Origin of the sequence: Vibrio sp. 10N.222.55.C7 (assembly GCF_041473335.1) — a bacterium.
Lineage (GTDB): Bacteria > Pseudomonadota > Gammaproteobacteria > Enterobacterales > Vibrionaceae > Vibrio > Vibrio crassostreae_C.
Genome location: NZ_JBFRSC010000021.1, coordinates 215,363 through 233,003, shown reverse-complemented (window position 1 = coordinate 233,003; position 17,641 = coordinate 215,363). Strand labels below are relative to the sequence as shown.

At 42.5% G+C, this 17,641-nt stretch carries 11 protein-coding genes; 3 read left to right on the top strand and 8 right to left on the bottom strand.

Features of this window, described 5'->3' with window-relative positions; genetic code table 11:
• Positions 1-13 precede the first annotated feature (13 nt).
• Positions 14-919, top strand: a complete 906-nt coding sequence (locus AB4482_RS08315) for a MalM family protein (RefSeq protein WP_061038885.1) — start codon at positions 14-16, stop codon at positions 917-919.
• Positions 920-1,007: 88 nt separating this feature from the next.
• On the opposite strand, the gene AB4482_RS08310 is transcribed toward AB4482_RS08315, so the two are convergent.
• Positions 1,008-3,821, bottom strand: coding sequence for a glycoside hydrolase family 3 C-terminal domain-containing protein (locus tag AB4482_RS08310; protein WP_017071400.1), 2,814 nt, complete (start codon positions 3,819-3,821; stop codon positions 1,008-1,010).
• A gap of 142 nt (positions 3,822-3,963) precedes the next feature.
• Between AB4482_RS08310 and AB4482_RS08305 the strand changes: the two genes are divergently transcribed.
• On the top strand, positions 3,964-4,842 hold the full coding sequence (locus tag AB4482_RS08305) for a helix-turn-helix domain-containing protein (protein ID WP_017071401.1): 879 nt from the start codon (positions 3,964-3,966) through the stop codon (positions 4,840-4,842).
• Positions 4,843-5,157: 315 nt separating this feature from the next.
• Here the strand turns inward: AB4482_RS08305 and AB4482_RS08300 are convergent, their stop codons facing one another.
• Both AB4482_RS08300 and AB4482_RS08295 read right to left on the bottom strand, forming a co-directional pair.
• Entirely contained in the window at positions 5,158-6,489 is a 1,332-nt protein-coding gene (locus tag AB4482_RS08300) for a carbohydrate porin (protein WP_017070688.1), read from the bottom strand.
• 456 nt (positions 6,490-6,945) lie between these two features.
• A complete protein-coding gene (locus AB4482_RS08295; protein WP_372180779.1) occupies positions 6,946-8,544 on the bottom strand; it encodes a family 16 glycosylhydrolase in 1,599 nt (532 codons plus the stop codon).
• A gap of 546 nt (positions 8,545-9,090) precedes the next feature.
• Between AB4482_RS08295 and AB4482_RS08290 the strand changes: the two genes are divergently transcribed.
• The gene (locus AB4482_RS08290; protein ID WP_372180778.1) at positions 9,091-10,086 is read left to right on the top strand and encodes a LacI family DNA-binding transcriptional regulator; all 996 of its coding nucleotides are present in this window, start codon (positions 9,091-9,093) and stop codon (positions 10,084-10,086) included.
• Positions 10,087-10,176: 90 nt separating this feature from the next.
• On the opposite strand, the gene AB4482_RS08285 is transcribed toward AB4482_RS08290, so the two are convergent.
• The 5 genes from AB4482_RS08285 to AB4482_RS08265 form a co-directional block, all read right to left on the bottom strand.
• Positions 10,177-13,620 carry a hypothetical protein gene (locus AB4482_RS08285; protein WP_102319663.1) on the bottom strand — a complete coding sequence of 1,148 codons (3,444 nt, stop codon included), beginning with the start codon at positions 13,618-13,620 and terminating at the stop codon, positions 10,177-10,179.
• 74 nt (positions 13,621-13,694) lie between these two features.
• Positions 13,695-14,684: an ABC transporter ATP-binding protein gene (locus AB4482_RS08280; protein WP_017071889.1), complete on the bottom strand. Its 990-nt coding sequence runs from the start codon at positions 14,682-14,684 to the stop codon at positions 13,695-13,697.
• Positions 14,685-14,694: 10 nt separating this feature from the next.
• Positions 14,695-15,648: an ABC transporter ATP-binding protein gene (locus AB4482_RS08275; RefSeq protein ID WP_372180776.1), complete on the bottom strand. Its 954-nt coding sequence runs from the start codon at positions 15,646-15,648 to the stop codon at positions 14,695-14,697.
• A complete protein-coding gene (locus AB4482_RS08270; RefSeq protein ID WP_371957688.1) occupies positions 15,648-16,625 on the bottom strand; it encodes an ABC transporter permease in 978 nt (325 codons plus the stop codon). The genes AB4482_RS08275 and AB4482_RS08270 overlap by 1 nt, the downstream gene beginning before the upstream one ends.
• Before the next feature lie 20 nt (positions 16,626-16,645).
• Positions 16,646-17,620, bottom strand: a complete 975-nt coding sequence (locus AB4482_RS08265; protein ID WP_017071753.1) for an ABC transporter permease — start codon at positions 17,618-17,620, stop codon at positions 16,646-16,648.
• Positions 17,621-17,641 lie beyond the last annotated feature (21 nt).

Below are 17,641 nucleotides of genomic sequence, written 5' to 3'. Positions count from 1 at the left end.
ACTGTGAGAAATTATGAAATATTTAGCAATTCTACCAGCGGTATTCGCACTAAGCGCCTGTTCAACAGTGACAGAGTCACCGGTTAGCTACCACAAAACTTCTCCGGGGCTAGAGTCACTACAGAACAACGAAAACTGCTGTGAAAACCTGAGTACAATTCAATATCAAAGCGTTACGAACCCAGAAGAAACATCTGTTTCGATCACCACAGCAAGCCCTAAGATCGAGTTCAAATCGGGCCGATCCTTTGCTGGAGGGCTAAAGCTTCCTGCAACACTAGATGCTATTCGTTTTTCAGTGACTTCAAATGCTAGTTATTCAGCATTCGTTCCGTCACTTTTAGTCTTAGACAAAAATTACCAGCCGCTAGATGTCATTGGCAATGAAAGTATTAAGTACCAACCACTTAGCCTGCTTGATGGTGCACAATATGGCGCGCAAATCGAACTGCAAGAACGTTACTTAAACGGCGAGGCTCCTGCTTACTTGGTCGTATTCACAACCAGCGAAGCACTCGCGGAAACAACTCCTGTCGAAAAACCAAGTGATATGGCGATACGTTCTGGTGATATCCAGGCAAACATCGCTCATAACACGGACTACGCCATCCCTCATTCTGCAATCGGGAAAGTCTCCTTTGATTTTAAATTCACAGCGGTAACCACCGTTGTTGAAGAACAAAACCGTCAAAAGCGAGTTCAACAAATTATTCCAGAATCAACCGTAGCCCAATCAGATTTATTAACGGAAAATACACTGAATAAGAAAGAGGTTTATCAAACTCTTATAGAAAACTCGGTTTCATCTGGAGATTTTAGTGCAGCACTGACTTACGTTGAAGAATCTGAGCGATTAGGAATCGAAGGGATGCGAAACTCCTTTGTTGACGCGATGAAGCAATATCAAAAAGCACAATAACTCAACCTCAAAGTAGTCGTTTATTTTCTCTCACTTTACCTCTTTTTTGAGCAACGAGAGTTAAATAAACGACTGTTATCCCTTAGCCCTATTCAGGCATAAACGAAAATACTAATTGCTCCAATTCTAAGCCTAATTTGATGAATTCAATATCCAAAGAATAAAAGCCTTTATCAAGCTTAACGGAGAGCCCCTCAACTGAAACTGTCTCGCCATTAGTACCATTCACTGATAGAGACATCGCGTACACGTTATTGAGACTTAAACTACACGCAGATTGAGCCAAAGTGCCACTATCGTAGTTAACAATACCTGCACATCGATACACACCAGCCTGTTTAACTTCCAAAACAATGCTACGGTTTTCTCTGATATTAAGTGGTAATACTATTGCATGTTGCTCTGCCGTCAGAGAGCAAAAGTCTCCATCAGTTTTACTCTGTTGTTTATTAAGATTTTGGGTCGCCTCAAAGCTCTTAACTGGATCAAAAGCGACTAATGGGCGACCCATTGCTGGAGAGTCCATAATAAAACGACAAATATTCATCGCGCTTCGTTGCAACTCCCCTAAGCTCAACGTTCCGTTTTCAAGCGCCTGTAACGTATCGTCATTCGACACGTTATTTTCCGCACCATCATGCTCAACAACCATATAAAGATCATTTTGAGAGCGAAGCATAAAGGATGTGTAACTTCGACTTTCAGAGCCACCTTTGATTGGGTCATTCATTTTTGCCCACCAATCCGTCATCACTATCCCTTTATAACCCCACTCCCCACGAAGAATCGTAGTATTGAGGTCGTAATTGGATGCAGCCCAGTGACCATTAATAGGGTTGTAGGAGGTCATAACACTCGAAGCTCCTCCTTGTTTTACCGCTATTTCAAAAGGCTTCAGATGAATCTCACGAAGTGCTCTTTGAGATATAACACTATCAACATCAAACCGTGACGTTTCTTGATCATTCGCCACCAAATGCTTGATTGTGCCAGATACTCCTGCAGCTTTAAGACCAAGAGTTTGAGATGCAGCTATTACCCCTGAGAGAAATGGATCTTCTGAGAAATACTCAAAATTTCGACCATTCAAAGGGTGGCGGTGGATGTTAATCCCAGGACCAAGCAACGTATCAATATGATTGGCTTGCATCTCTTTCCCCACTAAATGAAATAGTTTCTCATTCAGTTCTGGGTTCCATGTACAGCCTAATAATGTACCAATTGGGACTTGAGATGCTTTATGTCCGCTGTCCATTCGGATACCAGACGGACCATCAGCAGCTGCAACGACAGGGATACCTAAATCAAATAAGCTCGGCGAAACACCCCCAAAAGCAGCAGCAGTACCTGGCGTCACCTTAGGGCTGCACATACCTTCCCCACGAACAATTGTCGCTAACTGCTTTACGGTCATTTGCGAGATAAATTCGTCAATGTTCGCTCGCCCCTGCTTAACATCCAGTAAACGAATGCCCGTATCTTCACCAAGAGGAATAGAGCTTGGAAGCTCACTCAGAATACGTTTACTCAAATCAATAGTTCGCAGCGGCACAGATTCGTAATCGCAACTGTAAACACCATTTTCCTCGTTGCCTTTTGGGATCAACCTACTAAATCCGGTGACAGGAGCAAGTGCTTCCGTTAATTGCTCAACAACTAACAGCTCTTCTATTTTAACGCTCTCACTAACAAGCTTTGCCTGGCGAACACTTCCTCCTAGATAAAAGTGATATTCTCCAGCTTCAAGTACGTAACTATTTGGGTGTCCCGTTTTACCGGAGTCATCAAATGATGCGAAGGAAGATAGAGGACATGAAATAGTCAAACACACCGTATCTTGCGGGTCCAAGGTCGGTGTTTTCACAAAACCGATCAGTGCTCGTGAAGGCTTACCAAGGTGACCTTGAGGCGATTCAACATACAGTTGAACCACATCCTTACCACTGTATTTCTCGCCTATGTTTTTAACTTCAATATCGAAGACCAACTCTTGTTCAGAGCCGGAACCAAGAGTCGTCAATGCATTTAATTTATTGGAAAAGCGGGTGTAGGACAGCCCAAAACCAAACTCAAATTGAACAGCTTTAGGATTGAAAGTTTCAAAATACCGATACCCGACATAGATATCCTCTTGGTACAGATTACGCTCTTTATTTCCGAAGCTAGCGCTGGAAGGATAATCAGATAAAGAGTGCGCAATAGTGTCGGTCAAACGTCCACTCGGGCTAACATCACCTGATAAAACATCAGCTAAAGCATGCCCACCTTCCATACCTGCGGCCCAACTATACAGAACAGCCTTAATCGCAGCAGAACCTTTAAGTGAACTTGTCCATGACATATCGATTATGTTGGTCACGTTCAGTATCACAATGACATCATCAAAATATTCTGTCACTTTCTCCAACATTTGTATTTCTAGCGCGGTTAAATTGTAACTGCCTTGCTGCTGTGCATTATCTTGATCTTCACCCGCCGTTCGACCGATAAAAATAACGGCTTTGTTAGATTTGGCAACGGCATCCATCACAACTGAATTTGAAAGAGGCATTTCATCTTGAAACCAAGGTTCTGCTGCCCAACCACCTCCTCCGTCATTGAACGGGTTGTCCTTGACCCAACGTTTGTATACCTCCACCAAACTGAGATTAAGATTGATGTTTGGATTCTCATACAAGCCCTGTAATGCATTAACGGAATAAGGGACATTCACAGCTCCACCAGATCCAGTGCCACTTCGGTAGGTATCAATCTGACAGCGACCAAAAAGAGACACCGTATCACTAGCCTGCAATGGCAATATTGAATCACTATTTTTTAGTAGCACAATGCCCTCAGTAGCCGCTTGTCGACTTATGGGTGCAAGCTGCTTCTGTGCTTCGAGAATTTCCACAGTATTCATTTAAAGTCCTACTATTTTTTTACTTAGAGCAAAAATTTGACCTCTCGCTCTAAAAGTTAATATTGTCTTTGTTCAAAAAATAGTAATCTTAACCACGGCGTTTAACTACCAAATAAGCGACAGAAATAGGTAAAATAGCGACATGAAAACCAAGTTTAGACTCCAAAGTCATCAGAGATATCCTCAGATAAAATTTGCCTATGTCGATGGTCATCACGATTTCGACTTTGACGTACATAGCCATGACTTTTCTGAACTTTTCTTAGTTGTGAGTGGTAGTGGAAAGCATACGGTAGCTAGCCACACTTACCCTTTAAGTACAGGAGATGTATTTGTTATTAATGGGGATATTGAACATGGATTTTGTGAAGTAAATAAACTGAAGATTGTAAACTTGATGTTTGATACGGCATTGCCTTTTTTTGAGGTCCCTTCAATGCGTCAAATGCCAGGTTATCAAGCGCTTTTCAAGGTAGAACCAATTGCTCGACAAGCATCTGAATATCAAGCAAAGCTTACGTTATCACTTTCTCAGTTGAAACGAATCAATGGACTTCTACAACAAATCAAATCGGAATACGACAACGCAGAACAGGGGTTTGAAATCATATTGACGAGCACAATGCAGCAACTTGCGATAGAACTTGCTCGGCGATATCAAGAACAGACCCATAGCTTACCAAGAACAACCCTGGCATTGAGCCGTGCTCTCGCACATATTGACCGTCATTACAAAGAAGTAGGATTAGATACAGAAACCATTGCGCAAGCGGCCTATATCAGCAAGCGGCAACTAGAAAGGTTATTCAGGCAGTTTTTAAATACATCCCCAAACCAATACGTCAAAGACCTTCAAATTCGACACTCGGCATCCTTATTATTAAACGACAACAAAAGCATCCAACACATTGCTGAGTCTTGCGGCTTTTCTGACAGCAACTATTTCTCCAAATGTTTTAAGGCCCAAAATGGATGCAGCCCTCGCGAATTTAGAAAGCAACATTCTTCCCATAACTCATAACCCTTTCCCCCTTTCCCCCTTAAACCTTAAACCTTAAACCTTAAACCTTAAGCCTTAAAAGATTAGATATGTCACACATAAAAAAACCGCTCCTTTCGAAGCGGTCGATGAGTATCTTTGGCAAGAACACATTTGAAACGAAACTCAAATATGGAAGACTCATAGCAATAAAAATGAAACTCTTTGTGCTGCTAGGAAAGAGCTCAACTATTGCAATAAATAGGATATCGAGAACCTTGCCCGCCCTAAAGGCAAGGCCGTCATACCACTCCCCCGGTATGCTCGATATCACTTAAGACCCGAAGGTAAAAAATTCTACCACCACATGTCAGCTTGAATACCTACAACAAAGTCGCCCTCTTTACCCGTACCATCTTGCATTTCACCATCAAGGTAAGATGCCATGAAGCGAATTTCTGGAGATGGACCGAAGCCAGAGTGCACAACTAGAGTCGGTGCTACTGTTAGCTTGTAATCATAAGAATTCTTTGACTCACCATTACGGTCTTCGTAGTTGTACATGTAACCAGCTTCGGTAGCGATAAAGAAGTTTTCTGAAATTGGGAACGTTGGTCGCACCATTGCTGATACCCAGCCGTCTGTGTCACCATTGTCAAAATCGTTGTACTGGGTTTGAAGAGAGTGGAAAATATTCACACCATTTTCAAAAAAGTACCCACCCCATGCTAAAGCACGTAGCGATACATCGTTTTCATCAACAGCCTTCAAACAAGACGTACCACAGCCCGTGCCTGTCGTTAACCAACTTTGATAGTCGCTACCAGGCTTGTACGTGTTGTAAGTCGTAAGAGTACCGCCTAAAAGGTTACCTGAACCTAAGCCTTTACCAGCCTGCGCGATGTATTTTGTAAAACCTTTATCTGACAACCCAAAGACAGACTCAGTGTGAACAATTGCCGTCATTTCATAGCCATTCTCAGCGAATGCTTCTGGGCCATTACCAAAACCTAAATCGACCATATTGTCTGGCATATACTTAGCCATAGCGTGAAGCTCAACACTGCCAAAGTTCACGCCAGCATGAAGTGCATGCATGATGTTGTTGCTGTCACCCCAGAAACTTGTATCGCCAGAGTCATCGCTTGCAATATAAGCAAAGTCCCACTTATTACCACCTAGCTCAACACCTTCAATACCAACACCAGTACCTGACATATCCGTGTAGAAAAAGTCGGTCATAAAGATGTAATTATCTTTACCATAAAAGCGCTTACCACCCCATACAACACCGGTTTCAGATACACCTTCAAACTCGACAAAAGTTTCTGCCATACCAATTTCGCTGTTGGTTGCATCGGCATTGGCACCAAGTTGGTTGGTTGCATATTCCGCATTGTTGGCTGCTGCTCGTGTTTTGATTCGAATTTTCTGACCACCGTCATTCTCAAAATTTTTCTGCAGTGCAACTTCAAAGTGGCTATCCGACTCAACACCCAATCGACCTAAACGCTCTTTAGATGCTGGGAACTTTGCTCGTTTAAAATCATCATTTTCACTGAATAGAACACCAGCACGGAAATAACCGTGAAATTCAAATCCATCCGATTTTTCGGCATGTACAGCAGGTACAGTAGACAAGCCAGCAGTAGCGACTAAACAAGCAAGGGTAAGCTTAGAAAGTTTCATAATAACTCCATGTTCCAAATTATACTTTCAAAAAGAAAGCGCTTTCTTTGTTTTTCTTAAAAAAACCAATCGAACAGATTTAAAGAAGATCAAATCTAAGCCCACATTCACTATGCACTCTTAATCTTATTGGCTCTAACCGCTCAGTTGGTATGGAAAGAGTATAAATCGATCTCGTGAATATAAACCGTGATCAACCCCACCAAAGAAAGCGCTTTCTTATGCGTGAGTCACAAAAATAAAGATGTTAAGTATTTTGTTTGAACAATCATGGAACCAAGAAAAATGTCACTGTTTACATATTAAGGACGAATTGCTCCGTTCAATCACTCAGAACCTGTTTCGGAATACATCGTCGATTGCCTTCCTCAAATAATCGTCAAAATAAAAAAGGGAACATACATTGTATGTTCCCTTTATATTCAGACTTTTATTCAAACCCCTTAGTTAAAAGGCTTACTTTTCAAATCGCATATTGTCTAATTTAAAACTCATTTTTCCTTGAGGCTCAAACACTAAAAGGTTAGTGATCATTGTTGGATCAGCCTGATTCCCACCAGCAAAACGGTTGTCTCTCTTTAAAATGTCAGCTATTGGAATACGTACCGTCTTCCATTCATTCATTGCTGATAGCGGCACGGTATAGTCACTTGTTTTCGGCCAGCCACTGTCCATCTTAACCAGTAGTTCAACCCCGTCGGCCATACTCTCAACTTTCAAATCAAAGACCAGTTCACCCGTTTCTTGCCAATGTGTCACATCCGTTACAGGAGAACGAAAATAGATATTTCCTGATCCTTCATTCTTATTCACTTGTAGCACTGTTCCACGATCTGGTTCGCTCACTTCTTGATAGTCAACAATATCCAATGGGTCATAACTTGCATAAGCCAAGCTTGCGTTAAGAGTTTCGGTAAAAATCTCCAACGTTGGTCCATCAGCATAACTATCATCGGTTGCTAAGATCTCTGGAGCTTCGTGCCCTATTACTTGTATTGCATGTTCAGAGCGACTTGCACACCCTTTTCCTTTCCAACGATCAACCTTACAACGGTATACCTTTACTGAATCAACTAGCATTGTTTTCGGAAACAAACCTTCGTCGATGCCTTTATCATTTGCGTTTGCTGACCACGCTCCACCGACAGCCAAGTTCAATAACAAATGAAACTTTTCATCAAACGGAGCTGCTCCACTCGCATTAATGAGTTCCCCTTCTTCCGCTTCATATTGGCTGTACCAGCCCTCTTGAGTTTGAGTCGCGTAATGAATATTGTCTACATACCAACGAATTTCACCTTCTTCCCACTCAATCGCGTATGTATGGAAGCCCTCAGTAGGGTTCACACCATTTGGCAATGTCGCGGCCTGCCCTTTATAAACATTGTCTGGCCAATTTCGTCCGTAATGTAACGTCCCGTAGACTCGGCTCTCTAGATCATCATTTTTCACTCCCGCCGCATCTGAAAGTGTGTTTAGGTTAACCGCTTCCATAATATCGATTTCGCCAGAAGCTGCCCATGTGCCATATTTATTGTCGGTTGGCAGCATCCAAATTGCGGGCCATGAACCTTGTCCACCAGGTAACTTTGCTCTGATTTCATAACGGCCATATTTGGTGTCACGCTTGTCTTTTGTGCTAAGCCTCGCAGAAGTATAAGGGAGTGTCTTAGTTGCTCCGCCAATCGTACCTTCAGCATTGTCAGGCCCAGTATGACTTTGCTTCAGCGCGACAATGTGTAAAAAGCCATCTTTAACAAATGCGTTATTGGGATCATCCGTGTAGCACTGTTGTTCATTGTTCCCGCCCCCCCAACAGTTCACTTCTAATGACCAATTACGTTTATTTATTTGCTCGCCTTCAAACTGGTCTTCCCACACCAATTGCCAGTCTGAACTTAAAGTAACTGGAGCATGGGATAGCACAATCGCTTTTTCAGTTTGAGCTAAGTCAGCACTTTCGGATACCGGCAGCTCTATCGCCGTGCAGCCAGACATCAAAGCGGCAGAAATAAAAGACGTTAATATCTTTACCTGATTGGTTAGATCTTGCATTACAACTCCTTGTATCACGACTTTCTAAGCAGGCGACACGTAATATCGGAGCCCATAACAGAAAGTCGATAAATGAATAAGTCCGCGAGCATGGACCCAATATGCCATGCACGACTGTTTCAAAATGAGTATATAAAAGTGCATAGTTCAAAAAAGAGACAACGCTCACCTTAAGAAAGCGCTTTCTTGTTGGGTTTCACATTTTGCTAAAATTCGTTGTGGTTTGTGTAGATTCTCAAGATTTTTTTGACCTGATTATCTGCATAACACCCTAGAATCCCTTTATTCTAAGGCTTCTGTTTTTTCTAGCTTACAACGAAGTTCAGAAAAACAGATTCACTTTTATTACAACACAAAGAAAGCGCTTGCTTGATATTTGAACGAGTATATGGAAATATTCGTGACCTTACTTTGTATGCTTAACCTTCAAATTTAGCGTTAAGCAGTTCTGAGTTTTTAAATATTAATCATTGGATTACTAGGCTCTTATTGATCACGAAGGTAATATAGCTTAGTTCACTCCTTGTAGAGATAAGGCCACTACCATTGATCACCATTAAAGAAGTATCTGAACTTGCTCAAGTTTCTCAATCAACCGTCTCACGAGCATTAAATGGTCACCCTACGGTAAAGGAAGCCAATCGCGAAAAAGTATTCAAAGCTATTGATCAACTGGGCTACAAGCCTAATGCGTTTGCACAAGCTCTAGCCTCCAGTCGTTCAAATAGCATTGGCATGCTAGTTGGTTCGCTTGATGGGCCTTTCTATGGACCATTAATGCATACAGCCGAAGATACCGTTCGCCAAAATAATATTCACTTAATCGTTACAAGTGGCCAGGAATCACGAACCAAAGAGCTCGATTCTATCCAGTTTTTGCAATCTAAACTTGTGGATGGCCTCATTGTTCACTCAGACAAGCTCAGTGATGACGAACTGATCAAAATAGCGAAAGACAGTGAAACAATGATTGTTCTCAACCGTTTTATTCCTGAGATTTCTGATCGCTGTATTTACATTGATAATGAGCTTGGTGGCTACCTTGCAACGAAGCACTTACTTGAGAACGGGCATAAAAAAGTCGCTTGTATCACAGGCCAGTTGAGTAAAGTTGATAGTAGAGATCGCTTTCAAGGGTATCGAAATGCCTTGTTAGAGTTCGGTATCGAATACGACGCAGGGCTGTTTGTAGAGGGACGCTTTGATCATCAAGGCAACCACGAAGCTGCGCGACGCTTGTTAGACCGAGACCCTGAGATCACCGCGATTTTCTGTCAAAATGACAACATCGCGCTTGCTGTATATGACGTAGCAGCAGAGCGAAACCTCATTATTGGGCGAGACCTTTCAGTCGTAGGCTTCGATAACGATACTCATAGCCAGCATATTCGTCCTCGCTTATCGACGGTCGACTTTCCAGTTCATGAGATGGGAGAAGAAGCTGCAAAAGGTGTTTTATCGTTAATTAATAAACGCGAATACCCATTGAAGCACAAACTAACCCCGACATTGATTGTAAGAGAGTCCGTGGCTAAGCTTTGATTTTTGTATATCAAGCACCCCATTTTTTACACTTAAAAGAAAGGCTCTAAGTATTCACTTAGAGCCTTTTTATTTCACTTTAAATTAGAATTAGAGTAACTGGTGCTTTGACAACACGACAACGACTTTCTCAATAAGACCACTACGAGAAAAGAGCTGTGAAGCCATTTCATGGTTTAGCGTTAACGATGCAAATGCCTCACTTGTTCCGTCTTTAAACTGAACTTCAATACCCTGTGTTGGCTCATCATTGAGTTGGTAAATAAACGGTACCTGACAGTAAGTAAAAGCCAGTTGCCCAGCCTGAACAATAAAGCTCTGCATTTGTCCTTCAATATTTTGGCAGTCAAAAGTCGCCGCTTTTTGTAAGAACTCTTTAGGACTAAGAAGTGAAGGGTTAATTACAATTGTGCCATCAACGACCTCTAGACCTAGCTCTCCAAAACGAGTAATCACTTCTTCCTTAACTTGCCCTGTCATCCCTGGCTGCTGTGCTCCAGAGTGCTTTGGCGTATGAGAATACGGATCCGTCGGAAACGCACCGTAGTTTTCCGGCGTTTTGTTGAAACCAATACCAGCTCTCACTTTGTAATAGTAATCCGCTAATTTAAGAGTTTCCTGGCTATTAGAGTCCATACTCCAAGCATGCTGATAGTTTTCTTGCACAGCTAGCAGCAACTTAGAAACCATATGCCAATAGATACAACCTAAACCTTCATAACCAAACATGGTTCCCGAACGCCCAGTAAAGGCTTTATGGTTGAATACACGCTCATACAAACTAGATACATGACAAAATTCATCATCACTAATTGACGGGTAATCGGCTTTAATTTCATCAATCGCAGCCTGAAGGAAACCTTTGTTTTCAAAGCTTGAATTGAAGTGGTAAGAACCTTTGCTGTCTTGGTTTACTAATCGGTTATCTTTGGCAACAACCATCATGCTTAACAATTTGCTCTGGTCAATGTCTTTAGCGTCTAAACAGTTTTTGTCCATAAAAGAAGCCAGCTCACGGTCAGGGTAAAGCATGAAGCTATTTTGATCAGCACGATACATGTCACTGGCAAACAATTTATCCAACAACTCAACCGCTTGTTTAGATGATAATAGACCCGAGCTCAATACTGCAACTTGCCCTTCTAGCATAGGGTAAAGCTCTTCAACCATTAAGCTCTCACCAGAACAACTCAAGATGTTATACGCATTGTACAAACCGTCTTCACGCAAGTTGTTTGCAATCGTAGAATCTAGGACTTTTAAGCTCGCGCCCATCAATTGAACAATCGCTTCTTTCTCAACTTTCGTTTTCCCTGAGAATCCATTTACTCGGTACACGCGCTCACGATAATTAGCAGCGGATTTAGCCAGCTTAGTCAGCATTGCTTTACGCGTTTGACGAGTGACCGTATCTTGACGAATCTCTGTATTTGCCTCTGAAACGATCTGTGTAACAGAAGACATCCACTCAAACACTTCTTTGGAAATACTGTATGACGATGGTGACTTCTCTAACAGGCGCTGCATAAAGGCAACATAGCGACGCATGTAGTACAAGGTTACCATTGAGAGGCCGTTGCCAACGATAGCGTTGTTTGCATCATTCCATTCTGGACGTTGTGTATTGAGCCAAATACCACCATCAAGCACTAAGTTACTCAATTTCGCCAATAAAGGGACGAGTATCTTCTCCATTAAGTTGACCATATAAACTTCTTGGTCACCCGTCATCAACAAGCGACCGTCACTGCCTAAGCTCTTTACACGTTGCTCTGTCAATTCCTGCAAGTCTTGGTTGAACTCTACGGTATCTTTAGGGTTATCAAAGAGGCCTTGAACTCCACAAAGCTCGTAAGGCACGTTGGCATAACTAAAAATGTCACTCTCTAGTAATTCGATAAGATCGCTTTGCTCAAATTTGTCTGCTAACTCAAGGAATTTTAATAGATAAATGATTTGATGATCGCCCCAGTAACCAATGTTACTCCAAGGATCATCCGCCTCTAACAGCTCCCAATCTACACCATCTTTAGTAATTCGATACGGATTGTAACCATCCACCGTTGAAGCATTAACAAACTTAGAGATGAATGATTTGATGAACCCTGGATAACTAAGAGCCATCGCTTCCCAGTTTTGGAAAATATCACGCCAGTTGCCTTGATAAGAAAGTAAGCGTTCGCCATTTTCATCTTTAAGCTTAATCTCATAGTGGTTCCAAGGGCGACTAGGGTCACCATGACGACGTCCAAAAGTAAGCGGTAGATACTCGTAGCTCAATCGAACTAATTGAGAATCCCCTGTCGCTTTAGCGCGCGAAACTAATTCAGAATGGCTGAAAACATCCCCTAACTGATCAAAAAAGTCTTGATGGCGGCCAGCTACCTGAGAGTTGGCCTTTTCCATAGTTTTAACTACGTCAACCTTTTCTAACATATAGCCGTTTTCAAACACGCCACCACGCATGTTATTGAACAACACATTGGCATAATGGTGAACGCTGGTATTTTCTTCAGCTGTTATTTGCCACGCATCCGCGCCAGACATTAATGTGATCAATTCATCTTGATTATCTGCAACGCTCTTTTCTAAAGCTAGTGCTAGGTTAGCAGGAACAGAGAGCTCAGATTGAAGCTGACAGATATCGGAATGAGTCTTGTCTATATCAGCGACAATCGACCAAACTTTGGTTTGATGTGCTCGCAGCGTCAGAGACTTATGAACTAAATAGCTCCCTCTAACCCCTTTCGTTAAAGGTTCACTTTTAACCGCTCGACCTTTTCTGAACGCATTAACTTGAGCACTCGTCAATAAAATTTGGCTGCTTTCCGTTTCTAAGCTGAAGACTGTCGTCGCTAGCAAAGATTCAGCAGGGTCGGCTCTATCGCTCAATTTCGCGTACATGCTGAACAGAGCTAATGAACTACCATCAACTTGTTCATTCCACTTGTACGCATCAACTAATGCACTTCTTGTTTGAAGAGCTGATAACGGAGCGCCTGAAGGAAGTATATTTTGTAAGCCATCTAGTGCTTCGACTTTACGCTCAAAGCTCGCGAGGTTGGTCAGTTTTGAACGACGAATAAAGCCGTATTTTTCACTCGTATTCCAGCTGTATTGGAACTGTAGTTGCAAAGTATGGTTTATCTCTTCAAATACAATCTTGTCTCCAATCGTATTTTTATAAAGATTGCGTTCAACATCAAAAATACCATCATGGAATGTATTAAACGGTTCCCAAAGTACAACCTTGTCGCCATGTTCAATACGGAAGATGGATTTTGAGCCGGTGTTTTCCGCATTTTCATGAATATGGTCAACAGACTTGTAAGGAAAAAGCGCATTTTCCGGACGAATGCGTCCAGCTGAAAGGCTGCCTGTTGATGAAATAAATAACCAGTGATCGCTCGACGATACAACGCTAATAAAGAATGGCGTCATTTGGTCAACATTAGAGATTTGGTAGTAACGCTCACCATCTAAATCAACGAACTTGCCATCGACCTCTGGTGTTGAGTTGTAGTCTTGTTTCATATCAAAATTCCAAAAAATTCTTACACTTAAACTTTGAAAGCGCTTTCTTTTGCGTTTCAAAAAGGATTTAAAGTTTACAAATGATGACAACGAGCAAAATGCTCTTCTGCAATTTGAGTCGGTTCTGGTATTGATTGCGTGCAAAGTTTATCGGCTTTCATACAACGGCTTGCGAACGGGCAACCTACGCTACTTGGCTTCCAAGAAGGGATATCGCCTTTTTTCACGTTCATGTCACGCTTGCCCGATTTACCGACTTCTGGCACTGCTGACAACAACAACTGAGAATACGGATGTTGTGGGTTCTGAGTGACGTTGTCGCTATTGCCCCATTCGACCATATGTCCTACATACATCACCGCCGTTTTCTCAGCAAAATAACGCGCTGTCGCAATGTCATGAGTGATGTACATGAACGAAATACCATGCTTATCCTTCAAGTCAGCCATTAGGTTTAAGATTCCTAACCGCACAGACACATCAAGCATAGAGATAGGTTCATCAGCTAGGATAACTTCAGGGCTAACAGCAATTGCGCGTGCAATTGCGACACGCTGTCGTTGTCCACCACTTAGTTCATGGGGGTACTTCTCTGCGGTCTCTTTAACTGGTGTAAGCCCAACCATTTCAAGCAATTCATAAACGAGGTTCGGAATCGCTTCTTTTTCTGCTCGTTTATGGATAAGTAATGGTCGCGCAATATGGTGGTAAATCGTATGTACAGGATTCAACGAGCCAAACGGGTCTTGAAAAATCATTTGCACTTGGCGTGCATATTCAAGCTCACCATATTTTTCAATATAGTCAGACAGAGGCTCACCTTTGAATTCGATATCTCCAGCCGTCTTATCGTAAATTCGGGTAAGAATTCGAGCTCCTGTGCTTTTCCCTGAGCCAGATTCGCCAACAATCGCTAATGCTTCTCCTTTACGAAGATCAAATGAAACATCATTTACGGCTCGCATCATATTGCTTTTGACTGACTGGCCAAGTGGGAAATCTTTTACCAAATTCTTAACTGATAAGATAACTTCGCTTTTATCAACGTTCTTTAAAGTATTCATAATCTTTCGCTCAAACTAGGTGACAAGATACGTGATGCCCAGTCGCAATAGCGCCCAAACGAGGCTCACTTTTAATGCACATTGAAATGCATTCGCCACATCGCTCTTGGAAGTTACATCCTTGAGGTGTATCCAAAAGGTTGACAGGATTCCCAGGGATCCCGTAGAGACGTTCTTTTGGCCCATGAATAGTCGGGAATGAAGAGATAAGCCCTTTTGTATAAGGATGATTAGGTTCACTAAATACCGTTTTCGCATCACCTAATTCAATAAGGTTACCCGCATACATCACGCCAATTCGATCAGCAATTTCGCCCATGAGGCTTAAGTCGTGACTAATAAACAGAATAGAGAAGCCAAACTTACTCTTAAGCTCATACAGTTCATTCAAGATTTCACGTTCAACCACTACATCAAGTGCCGTTGTTGGCTCGTCCATGATGATCAGTTTAGGTTCCAGCGCCAAAGCAATCGCAATAACAACTCGCTGACGCATACCTCCACTCAGTTGATGGGGAAAGCTCGACATTCTGTCGCCATGAATCCCAACCGTTCCTAACAGCTCGACCGCACGATCGTGAGCCTGTTTATAAGGTATTTTTCTGTGCGCTAGAATAACGTCCGTTAGCTGCTCACCGATGGTAATGACAGGGTTAAGTGAGTTCATTGCGCTTTGAAAAACAATAGAAACGTCATTCCAACGGAAGTCACGTAACTGCTTGTTATTCATCTTTAAAACATCCTGCCCTTTGTAGAGTATTTCACCCTCAGAGATAAGCGCTGGTGCTTTGTGTAGGCGTGATATAGCAAAAGCCAATGTACTTTTACCGCAACCAGACTCACCGGCAATACCGAGCGTTTCACCGGGCGCAATGGAAATACTAACGTCATTAACGGCTCTTGCTACGCCATTAGGAGAAACGTAATCAACACACAGGTTATTAATTTCTAATAGATTGCTCATTATAGGCCTCGGCGTTTATCTGCTTCTTTTTTAAGTTTGTGCCACAGTTTGATGTGTGGGCCCGTACGTAATTTAGGGTTGCTCACTTGGTCAATTGACATGTTAATCAATGCGAGTCCACCACCAGTAATCGCTAACGCCAATGCAGGAACCAGCATTTCCCACCACGCTCCGGTATATAACGATGAAGAGGTCTGTGCCCAATACAGCATAGAGCCCCAACTCACTTCTGTTGCATCACCTAAACCTAAAATACCTAGACCAGCTTCAGAGCCCATTGCGTAGATAACCGTGCCTAGGAACCCGCCAAAAACAATCGAAACTAAGTTTGGTAAGATCTCTACTAAAATAATGCGGATTTTTGATTCACCCATAACTTCTGCAGAAATGATGAATTCTTTGCTTCTAATTGCCATGGTCTGTGCACGAATCACCCTAGCTCCCCAAGGCCAGGAGGTTATTCCTAACAACACGGTAATAACCAGCGAACCGACCTGCCCTAAGAATGCGGCGAGAACAATCAGCAAGGGCAACTGTGGAAACACAAGAAATACGTTAGTAACGAAGTTCAAGCGTTCATCGACTTTTCCACCAAAGTAACCAGATGAAACCCCGACGAGCACTGCTATTGTCATCGCGATTACGCCCGCAGAGATCGCAACAGTAAGCGACTTTCTTGCTCCAAATAGAACCTGGCTATATACATCACGCCCGCTACGAGTAGTGCCCATAATATGCTCAGAACTTGGTGCAATATGTGGACGTGCTACGCGCTTTTCTGGATTATGAGTCGATAATACAGGCGCAAATAACGCCCCAGCTAAGACAATCGTAAGTAAAAAAGTACCTACAATGGCTGGAGGGTTACCGTAGAAAAATGCGTAAGCTTTACCGAGAGTTTTCTTTACGTTTTTCCACGACCATTTTGGCTCACGTACTGGCATATTCGGCTGGTTAGCGGTTTTTTGAGTATCCATTAAATTATCCATCATGCGCCTCAGTTCGAGATTCTAGGGTCAAGCCAGACATATAGAAGGTCGGCAATAAAGTTAGCGGTCAGTACCGCTGTCACCAAGATAAGAAGAATGGCTTGGATAAGTGGGTAATCACGAGCAACTATGCCTTTAAGAAGGATGTTCCCCAAGCCTTGGTAGTTAAAAACCACTTCGGTCATGATTGAGCCTGCGAATGAGAATCCGATTGCCATTGCAATAGCGGTCGCAACAGGAAGGATGGCATTTCGACCAGCATAGCGAGACATAACACGATAACTACTCAAGCCTTTGGCCTCAGCCATCGTTACGTAATCTTCACCCAACACATTGATCATCGCATTACGCATATTGAAGACCCATGTTGCGATCCCAACCAGGACCATAGAGCCCATAGGCAACACAGCGTGTTTAGCCACACTAGAAATAAACTCCCATGTAAAACCTGGCTCTAGCGATGGGTCATAAGTGTATGCCAAAGGTAATAGTTCGAGTTTTAAACCGAAGAAATAGAACAACAGTAACGCGGTCACGATGTACGGGAAGTTACTAATAAATGCCAAAACTGGCGGAACAATTTGTCCAAATAGCCCTTCACGTCGATACGATGCATACGTACCAATACTGACACCAATGATAAGAGCAACAATCAGCGAACCAAGCGCTAGGAACATAGTCCACGGCAGTGCCATAGCAAGGACATCTGAAACACTTACAGGAAACATAAGCACTGAAGGTCCCAGATCAAGAGTGAATACGCTTTTCATATACGCGAAGTATTGTTCGAAAACATTGCCATCAACAAAACCGTACATTTCACGAACAGCATCCATTTGAGCAGGATCCATTCGACCTTGAGCTGCAGCGAAAAGAGCATCAACAGGATCTCCTGGCATTAGGCGAGGCAACATGAAATTAAACGAGATAGCGATTAAGAAAGCGGTAAAATAGAAGCCAAATCGGCGAATTAAAAACGACATAAAAATCTTTTAACCTAGGGG